Source organism: Micromonospora sp. PRAS1 (genome assembly GCF_059553435.1).
The window spans coordinates 19,450-32,086 of the sequence record NZ_JCANNB010000046.1 but is presented as its reverse complement, the minus strand read 5'-3'; the positions used below and the strand labels follow the sequence as shown (position 1 = coordinate 32,086).

Sequence of the window (12,637 nt, the reverse complement as noted above, 5' to 3'; positions counted from 1 at the left end):
GATCGGCTCGCTCACGGCAGAACCCCCCTCGACTCCAGGGCGTCGGCGATGGCGTCGCGCAGCTCGTCGGCGGTGGCCTGCGGGTCGATCGCCGACGGCGGCGACAGGATCGCCGACATCACTGTGGAGATGCTCTGGTACGCCGGGGTCAGCGGCCGCACCGCCGGCTCCCGCAGCTGCTCCAGGATGGCCTCCTTCATCGGGTACGCCTCGTCCATCTCCGGGTCGTCGAAGACGCTCTCGATGGTCGGCGGAACTCCGTCGTTGATCGCGGAGAACTTCTGGTTCTCGGCGCTGCGCAGGCACTTGGCCGCGGCGAAGGACTCCTCGGGGTGCTGGGAGAACCGGCTGACCGCGAGGTTGATCCCGCCGATGGTCACCCGGCTCGGCTTGTCCGCGTCGACGGCCGGCACCCGGGCCCACCGGACCCGTTCCGCCAGGTCCGGGTTGGCCTCCTGCATCGCCGGATAGACGTAGGGCCAGTTGATCTGGAAGGCGCCGTTACCGGCCTGGAACTCCAGCCGCATCGGGTCCTCGGTGGCGTTGCTGAACGACGGCGAGGTCACGCCCGACGTGGCAAAGTTCGCCAGCACCTCAAGTGCCCGCACCGCCCCCTCGTCCAGCAGCGATTCGGTGCCGTCGGAGCTGAGGATGTTGCCGCCGGCGCTGGCGACCAGGCTGTTGTAGAGCACCACCAGACCCTCGTACTGGGCGCCCGTGGCGAGCACCTGGTGCGGCTGGCCCTGCCCCTTGAGGTCCTGGGCGATCGAGATCATCTCGTCCCAGGTGGCGGGCGGCTCGGGTACCAGGTCCGTGCGGTACCAGAGCAGCTGGACGTTTGTGTGCTTCGGCGCCCCGTAGAGCTTGTCCTCGTACCGGGCGGTGTCCAGCGGGCCTTCGAGAGTGCCCTGCTCCACCTCGGCCCGGTCCTGGCCGGTCCACTCCAGGATCCAGTTCGCGCTGGCGAACTCCTGGGTCCAGGTCACGTCCAGACCGAGCACGTCCATGCCGTCGTCCTCGGCCGCGAGCCGCCGCACCATCTGCACCCGCTGCTCGTCGGCCTCGCGCGGCAGCACCCGGTTGACGATGCGGTACCGCCCCTCGGCCTCGGTGTTGCACCTGTCGACCACCTGCTGGAGGTTCTGCTCCGGCGGGTAGTACAGGTTGATCGTGGGTACGCCGCCGTCGCCGCCGCCGGAGGAACAGGCCGCCATCGGCGCCACCAACGTCAGCGCCGCGGCGGTCGCGGCCACCCGTACGCGGGCTCGCCGCCGGGGCCGGATCTTGTCACGCCCACTCATGTCGGCCCCCGCTGCGCTCCGCACCGCCATGAGGCACCGGCACGCTGAGCCGGATGTGTCGCTCGCCACGCTCGCTCATGACCCTCCCCTCGCACCTCGGCAACAACCCGGGGAAGGTCTCCGTGCCCCGGCGCACGGCGCGACGGTCAAGGCGTCCACCTGCTGGTTTCCCGCCCGTCACGTTTCGTGGCTGCAACACTGCCCGAGCTGCGAAGTCGCGAAACCTCACCAGAATGAGACGACTTAAACATGCAATTAGCGTCACGCTCCGCACTGCCGGCCGTCGCCGTCGGCGTTAGCCTCGGGCGGTGGACGTCACCTTTTTCTTCGACCCGATCTGCCCGTGGACCTGGCGCACCTCACGCTGGCTGGTGTCCGTCGCCGATCCTCGCGACCTGCGTATCGAGTGGCGGGCGTTCAGCCTGGCCATCCTCAACGGCGGTGACGTGCCACCGGAGTACGCCGAGGCGATGACCGCCTCGGGCCGGGCGCTGCGCCTGGTCGAGGCGTTGCGCGCCGAGGGCCGCCACGCCGACGCCGGCCGGTTCTACGCCGAGTTGGGCGCGCTCACCCACGACGCCGGCAATCCGCCGAGCGGCAAGCTGGTGGCGGCGGCCGTCGAGGCCGCCGGGCTCGACGACGCGGCGACCGCCCTGGACGACGCGGGCTGGGACGACGCCGTGCACGCCTCGCACGCGCTTGCCTTCGGCTCGGCCGGGCCGGACATCGGCTCCCCGGTGCTTATGGTTCCCGACGCCGAGCGGGGCCTGCACGGGCCGATCCTGACCGAGGTGCCGGAGCTCGACGACGCGCTGACGATCTGGGACAGCATCGTGCCGCTGATGCGCCTGCCCGCCTTCCACGAGATCAAGCGCGGGCGCCGCTGAGCGCGGCGACCTCGATCCGGCGCGCTGCCGTCGAACCTGGCTGACCACTGGATTCGAGGTTCACCCAAGGTATGTTCCAGCGGTTGAATCGACGCTTGGCGCATGCTGAAGAAACCCATCTTCGGGTGCGCGATGGCGCTGACGGTGGTACTTACCGTCACGCTGGCGACAGTACCCGCGGGCGCCGCGCCGCCCGACCCCACGTCAGCTGGCCAGGCGACCACCGCCGGACTCGGCGCCGCCTGGGCGAAGGCAGCCGAGACGGGTACGCCCGTCGAGGTTCCCGATCGGTTCACCGAGACCATGAAGGTCTGGGCCGAACCCGACGGCAAGCGCCTGCGCGCCCAGCTGCACACCCGGCCCATCCAGCTCAAAAACCCGGACAGTGGCGTCTGGGAGCCCATCGACACAAGCATCGTCGCCCGCGACGGCGAGCTGCGGACGGTACGCACCAAGACGCCGCTGACCTTCGGCGGTCGCGGGAGCAGGGAGCTGGTCTCTGCGGCCGGAACGCAGGGCACCGCTGGACTCAAGGTCCGGCGGGCGCTGCCGGAGCCGAAGATCTCCGGCAGCACGATCACCTACCCCGACGCCGTGGCGGCAGGTGCGGACCTGGTGGTGCAGTCCCAGGCCGACGGCTTCGTCTCCCAGGTGGTCTTCCGGCGTAAGCCGACGGGCCCGGTGACGGTGCGGCTGCCGCTCACGCTGCCCAAGGGCACCACGTTCGGCAAGACCTCCGGCGGCCTGCCGCAGCTGAAGGACGCCAAGGGTAGGGCGAAGGCCGCGCCGATCGTACTGACCGCGGTGGACGCCAAGGCGGAAGCCTCGGCAGAGGGCGGCAGGAGCGTCCCGGTCACCACCCGGGTGGAGACCTCCCGCGCGAAGTCGGAGCTGGTCTTCACGCCGGATCCGGAGTTCCTGGCCGACCCGGCGGTGACCTATCCGGTGACGATCGCCGCCGCCTCGGAATGGTTCGGCGGCGGAGTTCCGGACGATGCCTGGGTCAGCAAGAACGACCCCTACAACAACCACGCGGCCGACGGATGGCTACGTGCGGGCACCACCCAGACCAGCGCGGACATCGCGCGGGTCTACCTCAAGTTCAACACCGCGGCCCCGCAGCTGAAGGGGGCGACGGTCGTCCAAGCCGACCTCATCATGTGGAACTACAAGTCCGGCGGTCCCAACGGTGCCCTGTGCGGGGATCCGCTGGGGGCGGGCATCGTCGCCGCCCGTGTCTCTTCCTCGTGGAGCCCTTCCGGCTTGAGCTGGTACAACCAGCCCGCCACCGCCGGCGGCACCGAGGGGCTGAACCGGGCCGGCTACAACTACGACGCCAGCGGCACCTGGTGCGCCAAGGACGAGCAGCTCTGGCATCGGGTCACCGGCATGGCCCGCGCCTGGATCGAACAGGACGTGCCCAACCACGGGCTGGTGCTGCGGGCCGCGAGCGAGACCGCGGCAATCAACTGGCGGCAGTACTACGCAAGCGAATACAGCGGCAACCCGTACCCGGGCTACCGCCACCCACCCACCCTCATGGTCGAGTACACCCCGCCACCCACCGAAACCCAGTGGGTGAAGTTCGAGGCGGACGACCTGACCGAGTTTCCCACCTACCAGCAGGCCAAGGCGTTGGCGGCCGAGCCCTTGGACGACGCCGCCAACTGGTCGCTGACGACCCAGGAGGCCGACGGGATCGAGCAGCTGGGCCTGGGCGTGGCCAACGAGATCACCGCCAGCCAACTACAACCATCACCGAGCGACGTCGAGGTCGACCCGGCCACCATGGATCCCGACGAGGCCCCGGCCGGTAGCCTGCCCAGCGACGAGACGCCACCGACGGTCACCGAGGTACGCCCCGCCGCCGACAGCGCCGACGTCCCGGTCGGCACCACAGTCGCCGTGACCTTCAGCGAACCCGTCTGGGAACCCCAGATCACCATCAAGGACATCGCCGGAACCGCGGTCTCGGGAACGACTGCCCTGGACGCCACCAACAAGGTCGCCACCTTCACCCCCACCCAACCCCTGAAGTCCGGAACCGTCCACAGCGCGGAGGTGAGCGAGGCCTACGACGCGGACGGCAACGAAATGGCCCCACATTCCTGGCGCTTCACCACCGAGAACGACACCACGCCACCTGTCGTCTCCGCGAACACCCCGGCGGCCCAGGCGACGAACGTGCCCGTCACGACTCCGGTCACGGTGACGTTCAGCGAACCGGTCACCGACGCCCGGTTCACCCTGAAGGGCGCTGCCGACACGGTGGTGACCGGCACGTCGGCCATGGACGCCACCCAGCGGGTTCTCACGTTCACTCCCGCCGCGCCACTGGCCGAGAGCACCGCGTACAGCGCCGAGGTGGCCGGGGCCAAGGACGACGCGGGCAACACCATGGTCGCGCCGCACACCTGGTCGTTCACCACAGGCGTGCGACCACCCACCGGGCTGGTGGCCGCCTACGGCATGAACGAGGGCGCCGGGACGGGCGTGAGCGACTCCTCCGGCCAGCACCACACCGGAACGGCCACCGGCACGACCTGGGCCACCAACGGCAGGTACGGCAAGGCGTTGTCGTTCAACGGCAGCAGCAGCCGGGTCACCGTCGCCGACGCTCCTTCCCTGCGGCTCGGCCGCACGCTGACCCTGTCCGCCTGGGTGCGACCCACCACCGTCACGAACTGGCGTACCGTCGTCGGCAAGGGACTCACCCAACGGCAGGGTGCCTCCTACGTGCTGTACGCCGCCAACGGGACCGCGCCCTCGGGCTGGCTGGAAACCGGCGGCCAGTCATATCAGGTGAACGGCTCGGCGCCACTCCCCGCCAACGCCTGGAGCCACCTGGCGGTCACCTACGACGGCACCACCGCTCGGCTCTACGTCAACGGGACCCGGGTCGCTCAGACGCCACTCACCGGGGCGCTCGACGTGGACGGTGGGGCGGTCACCATCGGTGGTAACGACGTCTGGGGCGAGTACTTCAGCGGCCTGATCGACGAGGTACGCATCTACAACCGCGCCCTCGACGTGGCGTCGATCCAGGCCGACATGAACACTCCCGTCGGCGCTTCCGACCCCACCCCGACTCCCAGCCCGACCCCGACCCCGTCCCCGACGCCCACCGGGCCGCCGGCCCAGGTGCCCGGACTGGTCGCCGCGTACGGCATGAACGAGGGCGCCGGCAGCACGGTGTCGGACTCCTCCGGGCAACACAACACCGGCACCGCCGCGGACACGACCTGGGCCACGAATGGCAAGTACGGCAAGGCGCTGTCGTTCAACGGCCGCACCAGTCTCGTCGATGTCACCCACGCGCCCTCGCTCCGACTCACCGGAGCGCTTACCCTCTCGGCCTGGGTCAAACCCGATGACCTGGACGGCTGGCGCACGGTGGTGCTGAAGAACATGGCCTCCGGATACGGCGCCTCCTACGGCCTGTACGCCTCCGAGGGGAGCGTGCCCGCGGGCTGGCTCACCACCACCGGGGATCCCTTCGGGCCCAGCGGGTCCACACCGCTGCCGCAGGGCGCGTGGAGCAACGTGGCGCTCACCTATGACGGGAGCAGGGCCACCATCTATGTAAACGGCGCCAAGGCTGGTGAGGTGGCCGCCACCGGCGGCATCCGCGACGACGGCGGAACGGTCACCATCGGCGGCAACGAGATCTGGGGCGAGTACTTCAGCGGCCTGATCGACGAGGTACGCATCTACAACCGCGCGCTGACCGCGGCTCAGATCCAGAGCGACATGAACACCCCGATCGGCACCGCACCGGCCGGCGCCGCCCAGGTCGCACCGCGCGCCGCCGCCACCAGCACCGCGCCGCAGATCGCGAAGCTGGCGACAGCCACCGGCAAGGGCACCACTCCGACGTTCACCACCTGGGTGACCGATGCGCAGGACCGCCCGACGACGGTGCAGGTGGAGGTGGCGCCGCAGCCGACCAAGTCAGCCAAGAGCAAGTGGACGGTCGCCAAGGAGCTGACCTGGTCGGGAACGGTGACTGGAAAGCCCGACGGGTCGCGGCACACGCTGCGGATGCCGTCCGGGAAGGTCGAGCAGGGCCAGTGGATGCGGTGGCGGGCCCGGCCGACGGTCTCCGGCACAACCGGCGAATGGTCCAGGTGGCAGACGTTCCGGGTCGGCGACGACCGGTCGGTCGGCAAGCTACCTGCGCCGGCCCCGGCCGCCGCACAGGACCCGAACACCGGGACGCCCTTCGACTACCAGCGGATGAGCCGCACCGACTGCAACAACGCACGTCGGAGTTCACCCCGGCCGTACCACGGGTTCGGCTGGACCGTCCTGCACCCCTACTCGGCCTGCTACAGCAGGATCCTGGGCTGGGGTGACTGGGAGGTGGACCTCATCACCGGCCTGCCGAAGACCCGATGCCCGAAGTCCCAGGGCGTGATGATGACGGCCAACGTGATCGTGTACACCAACCTGGGCACGAAGAACGGCTCACCGGTTGTCGGCGGCGAGAGCACGCCGGACCTCACGGCCAGGGACATCAGCCTCTGGACCAGCATCACCGAGATCCAGACGGTGGGTCCCAACTGCACACCGACAAACGCCTTCGACGGCGAGACGATCCAGCTCCGGGCCTATGCCCAGGGATCCGACAACTCCGACTGCACGAAGACCAAGGGACGGGACCGGACCGCTACCATCGGGGACTTCAAACGCAACGGCGAGGACGCGTTCGTCTTCCGGTCCGAGGGAACGGCGTGGGGAAACTGCACGCTGCGCCCCAAGCTGTATCCCGGTAAGAGCTTCCTCTTCCTGGACCCCACTCCGTTCCGCCTGTGGCAGTACCTGACCACGGAACAGGGGGCTCCGACCAGGACGGGCGATCTGCCCTTCGTCGCCAGGTGCGACAGTCGGCGCATCAGCTATCCCATCGTCCGGAGCAACGGAAGCTTCGGCTGGGCCGGCAACACGGGCGGATGCCGGTTCCTCGGTGCCGACCGGGTGTACACGATGTACACCGGCGACCCGCACCGCGGCGAAGTGGCCCGGCATATCCAGGCCGCCTTCCAGAACCCGCAGGGCACGGACCCGAAGGTGGACAAGCAGGGCAGACCGATTGCCAAGAAGTTCCCCGGAAACTACGACGCGTGTGTGGGGGTGCCCAGCGGCACGCGATGCGTGAAGGTTCCCCTGACCAGACGGATCAACAGTGAACGTGCCCCGGACGGCGTGTTGTTCAACTCCAAGAACAGAAACCTTCGGGACAGGTACTGCAAGAACCTGCCCGGACGCGACGATCCGAACAAGCAGTGCGACGAGTATCCGTTCCGATCCACCTTCCAGGCGATCGGCGTCGACGGCAAGATGGACAACGGCGTCTGGGTGCCGTCCCTCAACGCCTCACTTCGCATGGTGAGTACGGCGCACAACCAGGCCGCCGGACGTGACCTGGGTGCCTTCTACGCCCGCTATCGGGTATTCACCAGCGGAACCTCCGACGGAGGATTGTCGAACATGCCCGCCAACGCCTTCTTCGTCAGGATCAAGGACGGCACTCCGTAGCCCTGCCCGGCGGGACCGTGAGTCAACCCTGAACGACGGGACCGTGGGTCGTCTCCGTGACGAGGCGACCCACGGTCCTTCACCATGTCGGTCCGGATGCGGATGCGGATGTCGGAGTCGGGAGGCATGATCGGCGGATGATCGCGCGCTTCAAGGACATCTGCCTGGACGCCGCCGACGCCCACGCCCTCGGCGGATTCTGGGCCGGCATCCTGGACGGGACGCTTGTCGACCTCGGCGACGGGGACACTCGGGTGGCGCCGGCTGCGGGCCGCTCCGCAGCCGAGTCGATCTGGGTCAATCGGGTGCCCGAACCGCGTACCGTCAAGACCCGCGTACACCTGGACCTGCGGCTGGCCGAGGCGAGCCCGGCGGCGTTGCTGGCGGCTGGCGCCCGGCTGATCCGGGAGCCCGACGCGGAGATCAGTTGGTGGGTGCTGGCCGACCCGGAGGGCAACCTGTTCTGCGCCTTCGCCCCCGGCGAGGAGACCCGGCCGGGCCCGTTCGAGCTGGTGGTGGACTCGGCTGACCCGGTGGCTCAGGCCCGTTGGTGGGCCGGCGTGGTCGGTGGCGAGGTCGACACCAGCGAGCAGGCGTACGCCTCGGTGGTCGGCGCGGCCGGCTTCCCCTGGGACTACTGGGTCTTCGACCCGGTGCCGGAGCGCAAGACGGTCAAGAACCGGCTGCACTGGGACGTCGACCTGACCGGCCCCGAGCCGAGCGCGCTGATCAGGGCCGGCGCCACCCTGCTGCGGGAGCCGACCGACGCCGCGCGGTGGTGGGTGCTGGCCGACCCCGAGGGCAACGAGTTCTGCGCGTTCGCGCCCCCGGTGGACGCCGCCGACGACTGAGCGAGACCGGCTACGGTTCGGCCAGCCTTCGGGCGAGTTGTTCAACGGCGGCGAGGTCCTGTGGGGCGAGTCGGTCAATGAAGTGCCGCCGCACGGACGCGACGTGAGCCGGTGCGGCGTCCGCGAGAGCGTCCAGGCCCTCGGTGGTGAGCACGAGCAGGCAGCCTCTGCCGTCGGACGGGTCCGGCTCGCGGCGCAACAGACCGCGGGTTTCCATCCGGGCCGCGTGCCGGGACAGCCGGCTGCGCGACCAGCCCATCTTGTCGGCCTGGTCGCCGAGGGTGCTGGTGTGCGCGGGGCGCTCCGACAGCGTGCTCAGCACCTCGTAGTCCGCTTCGGAGAGGCCGATCGCGGCCAGGTCGCGTGCGGTGCCGGTCTGGACCGCGACCATCACCCGCCGGAAGGCCCGCCAGGCCCGTTCCTCGTCGGCTTCGAGCCAGCGTACGCCGTCAGTCGGCGACTTCGTTGACATGTAATCAATCTACCATCTAGGCTTCGTTTCCATGTCAACGAAACCGCTCCGCGTCCTTGTCCTGATCTCCAGCACCCGCCCCGGCGCCCTCGGTCCCGCCGTCGGCGAGTGGTTGATCGAGGCGGTCGCCCCTCGGGCCGGGGAACTCGACGTCGAGGTCGTACCGGTGTCTCTCGGCGAGTTGGACCTGCCCTTCCTCGACGAGGAGGAACATCCGTCCTCGGGCGTCCACCGGCATGAGCACACCCGGCGGTGGAGCGCGATCGTCGACGCGGCGGACGGGTTCATCGTGGTCACGCCGGAATACAACTTCGGGATGCCGGCGACGCTGAAGAACGCGCTGGACTACCTGAGCGCCGAATGGGCCTGGAAGCCGGTCGGCTTCGTCAGCTACGGCAACACCTCGGCCGGCACCCGGGCCGTCCAGCACGCCAAGCAGGTGGTGACCACGCTACGAATGGTCCCGCTGGGCGCCACGGTCGCGATCCGCATCGGCGACTCGGTGCAGCAGGGGCGGCTGCGACCGGACGGCACCCGGGACGCGGCCGGTGCCGCTCTCCTGGACGAACTGGTCCGCCTCGCCCACTGCCTGCGGCCGATGCGCGTACGCCAGCGGGCCGGGACCCGCTCCGGCCCCTTGCCCGGCTCCTGGGCGGGGCGCCTGACCCCGCACGACGCGCCAGAGGTCACCGTGTTGCAGCGGTGCTGCTGGGTGGAGGAGGCCTTGATCAACGACACCCTCCAGATACCGGCCCTGCACGAATCGCCTCAGCAGGTACGCGAGTGGCTCGCGAGCTGGCACGCGACGGGGCTCTGGCTCGACGGCCGGCTGCTGGGCATGGTGCGGACCCGCCGCGTCGGGGCGGAGCTGCACCTGGGCCGGCTCGCCGTCGTGCCGGACCTGCGCGGCCGGGGGCTGGGGCGGTGGCTGTTGCGTACCGCCGAGGCCGCCGCGGACCCGCAGTGCCGTCGCATCGTGCTGTTCACCGGCGCGAAGAGCCTGCACAACCTCAGCCTCTACCAGCGCGAGGGCTATGCGCCGGTGTCATCCGCCGGGTCGGACGGCGTTGTTTCCCTCGCCAAGGACGTGCTCGGGTCGCCCGTGCGGGTCTGACGACGTCCAGCCCTGCCGCCGCAGCCGTTCGATGCCGTCCAGCAGCAGGTCCAGCGCGAACTCGAACTCGAACTGGTCGTCGCAGCCCTGCCCCACCACCGACGCCTCGTCGTGCGAGGCCGCCAGGGCGATCGCCGCGACGTGCGGGAACCGGGCCGCGACCTCCGGCGGCAGCGGCGTCGGCGGCTCCGGTTCGCTCGCGCCGGTCCGCCCGGCCCGCCGGGCGGCGTCGAACAGTTCCTGGCTGAAGCCCAGGACCCGGCTGCCCAGCGCGTGCATCACATGATGGGTGAGGTCGACGGTGAACCCGCCGGCCAGCAGGATCCCGATCGTCGAGTCGAGGTAGGCCAGGACGGCCGGGGTGGCCATGTTCCGTGACTCGATCGCGAGCGGTGCCCAGGGGTGGCGCAGCAGCACCTGCCGCGCCGAGAGGATGCGGGCCCGGATCGCCATCTGCCAGTCGACGTCCGGCACCGGCGCTTCGATCTCGCCGACGACCACGTCGATCATGCCGTCGAGCAGTTCATCCTTGTTCGCCACGTGCTTGTAGAGCGCCATCGGCACGACGTCGAGATCCTGGGCGAGATTGCGCATGCTTAGCGACTCGATGCCCGCCTGATCCGCGAGCGCGACGGCGGCGCGCAGGATCCGTTCCCTGCTCAGCGGCGTCCGGCGCAGCGTCTCAGCCTGCTCGGCCACATTCCCATCCTCGGTCGTCGGCGGCGGTTGAACCATAACCGTCTTGACAGGTGTACGGCGTACACCTAGCTTTCCTCTCATGAGGTGTACGCCGTACACCGAGGGGAGGAAAGATGAAGGCGATCGTCCAGGACCGCTACGGTCCCCCGGAGACGCTCCGGCTCGCGGAGGTCGACACGCCCGTACCCGCCGCCGACGAGGTGCTCGTCCGGATCGAGGCGGCCTCGCTCAACGCGTACGACTGGCATGTCATGCGCGGCGACCCGCGGATGGCGCGGCTGGCCTTCGGCCGATCGGCACCCCGGGCGCGCATCCGGGGCCGCGACTTCGCCGGCCGGGTCGTCGCCGTCGGCAGCCAGATCCAGGAGCTACGCTCCGGCGACGCCGTCTTCGGCGACCTCGGCGACGCCAACGGCGCCTTCGCCGAGTACGTCTGCGTGTCGCCGGCCTCGACGCTGGTCGCGCCGAAGCCGGCGAACCTGACGCCCCAGCAGGCCGCCGCCCTGCCGCTCGCCGGCATCACCGCGCTCCTGGGACTCTGCGACGCCGGGCAGGTCGAGCCGGGTCAACGCGTCCTCGTAAACGGCGCCTCCGGCGGCGTCGGCACCCTCGCCGTCCAACTGGCCAAGGTGCTCGGCGCGACCGTGACCGCGGTGTGCAGCACCCGCAACGTCGACCTGCTCCGTTCCCTCGGCGCCGACCACGTCGTCGACTACACCCGCGCCGACTTCACCCGCGCCGGCCACCGCCACGACGTCGTGTTCGACCTGGTTGGCAACCGTTCACTCACCGCGCTCCGGCGGGCGCTGACCCCGACCGGGAGGCTGGTGCTCTCCGGCGGCGGCGTGTATCGCGGCGGCAGCCTCGTCGGACCGGTCTGGCTGCTCACCCGCGGCCGGCTGCTGGCACCCTTCGTCCGGCAGCGCATCCTCACCACCGCCGCAGCACCCGGCCGGCACCACCTCGACACGCTCCGCGCCCACGTCGAGGCCGGCCGGCTCACCCCGGTCATCGACCGCAGCTATCCGCTGCCCGAGGTGCCCGCGGCCCTCCGGTACCTCGAAGGCGAACACGCCCGAGCGAAGGTGGTCATCACCATCTGATCTTGGAGAGGTGCCCGGCGGTGCTACCGAGCGGCCGCACGGTGCACTAGCGTTTAGCGGAGCATCGCCGCCAGCGCGTACGCCGTCGCCGTCGATACGCCACCGGCCGACCCCGACCCGCCCGATCGGTTGGTTCTCGCGGGAACAGCCCCTCACCGGCTTACCGGTTGGGCAGGATCGTCCCCAACGAGGAGGTGTCGTCGTGGTGCAGGACACCCGCGCTCTCACCCTGACGTTCGAGGTCAATGGCCTGCCACCGGTCAAGACCGAGGCATTGTCCATCTTCGCCGCCGGGCACCGGCAGGCGACGAGAGTACGCGCCCTGCTCCAGGCCGCCTGCGAGGCGGCGCAACAAACCGGCTGGACCCCGCTGTCCGGGCCGATCGAGGTGGACGTGACCCTGCGCTGCCCGCCCGGACACCGGACCTCCGACGCCAGCACCCTGCTCGGCGGGGTCTGCGCGGTGTTGCAGGACAAGAAGCGGATCGCCAACATCGGCCTGGCCCACCTCGGCGTCCTGGTCGACGTCGCCGTCTACGACGACGACAAGCAGATCCGCCGGCTGTCGTACGTCGAAGAGCCGGCGGAGGAATTCTCGTATCAGGTACGCGTCACCGCCGTCCCACAGCCGGTTTGACCGCCGGCCGTCGTGGGGTACGGCAGCCGCCGACG

9 protein-coding genes are annotated in these 12,637 nt (G+C 70.1%); 6 read left to right on the top strand and 3 right to left on the bottom strand.

Annotation, left to right across the window (positions count from 1 at the left end):
- Window positions 1-11 precede the first annotated feature (11 nt).
- Complete coding sequence (locus AC507J_RS28855; protein WP_496293073.1) at window positions 12-1,301, bottom strand: ABC transporter substrate-binding protein; 1,290 nt, start codon at window positions 1,299-1,301, stop codon at window positions 12-14.
- A gap of 308 nt (window positions 1,302-1,609) precedes the next feature.
- On the opposite strand from AC507J_RS28855, the gene AC507J_RS28850 reads away from it, so the two are divergent.
- The 3 genes from AC507J_RS28850 (at window position 1,610) to AC507J_RS28840 (ending at window position 8,577) form a co-directional block, all read left to right on the top strand.
- Complete coding sequence (locus AC507J_RS28850) at window positions 1,610-2,188, top strand: DsbA family protein (protein ID WP_496293071.1); 579 nt, start codon at window positions 1,610-1,612, stop codon at window positions 2,186-2,188.
- 102 nt (window positions 2,189-2,290) lie between these two features.
- Window positions 2,291-7,726, top strand: coding sequence for a LamG-like jellyroll fold domain-containing protein (locus AC507J_RS28845; RefSeq protein ID WP_496293069.1), 5,436 nt, complete (start codon window positions 2,291-2,293; stop codon window positions 7,724-7,726).
- A gap of 137 nt (window positions 7,727-7,863) precedes the next feature.
- The gene (locus AC507J_RS28840) at window positions 7,864-8,577 is read left to right on the top strand and encodes a VOC family protein (RefSeq protein WP_496293067.1); all 714 of its coding nucleotides are present in this window, start codon (window positions 7,864-7,866) and stop codon (window positions 8,575-8,577) included.
- A gap of 10 nt (window positions 8,578-8,587) precedes the next feature.
- Here AC507J_RS28840 and AC507J_RS28835 read toward each other — a convergent pair whose 3' ends face one another.
- Window positions 8,588-9,049: a MarR family winged helix-turn-helix transcriptional regulator gene (locus tag AC507J_RS28835; protein WP_496293065.1), complete on the bottom strand. Its 462-nt coding sequence runs from the start codon at window positions 9,047-9,049 to the stop codon at window positions 8,588-8,590.
- A 31-nt stretch (window positions 9,050-9,080) separates the two neighbouring features.
- Between AC507J_RS28835 and AC507J_RS28830 the strand changes: the two genes are divergently transcribed.
- Window positions 9,081-10,163, top strand: coding sequence for a GNAT family N-acetyltransferase (locus tag AC507J_RS28830; RefSeq protein ID WP_496293063.1), 1,083 nt, complete (start codon window positions 9,081-9,083; stop codon window positions 10,161-10,163).
- Here the strand turns inward: AC507J_RS28830 and AC507J_RS28825 are convergent.
- Window positions 10,095-10,862: a TetR/AcrR family transcriptional regulator gene (locus tag AC507J_RS28825; protein WP_496293061.1), complete on the bottom strand. Its 768-nt coding sequence runs from the start codon at window positions 10,860-10,862 to the stop codon at window positions 10,095-10,097. The genes AC507J_RS28830 and AC507J_RS28825 overlap by 69 nt on opposite strands.
- A 113-nt stretch (window positions 10,863-10,975) precedes the next feature.
- Here AC507J_RS28825 and AC507J_RS28820 point away from each other — a divergent pair, with 113 nt between their 5' ends.
- Both AC507J_RS28820 and AC507J_RS28815 read left to right on the top strand, forming a co-directional pair.
- Complete coding sequence (locus tag AC507J_RS28820) at window positions 10,976-11,965, top strand: NAD(P)-dependent alcohol dehydrogenase (protein ID WP_496293059.1); 990 nt, start codon at window positions 10,976-10,978, stop codon at window positions 11,963-11,965.
- A 205-nt stretch (window positions 11,966-12,170) separates the two neighbouring features.
- Window positions 12,171-12,602, top strand: a complete 432-nt coding sequence (locus tag AC507J_RS28815) for a RusA family crossover junction endodeoxyribonuclease (protein WP_496293099.1) — start codon at window positions 12,171-12,173, stop codon at window positions 12,600-12,602.
- The last annotated feature ends 35 nt before the right edge of the window (window positions 12,603-12,637 follow it).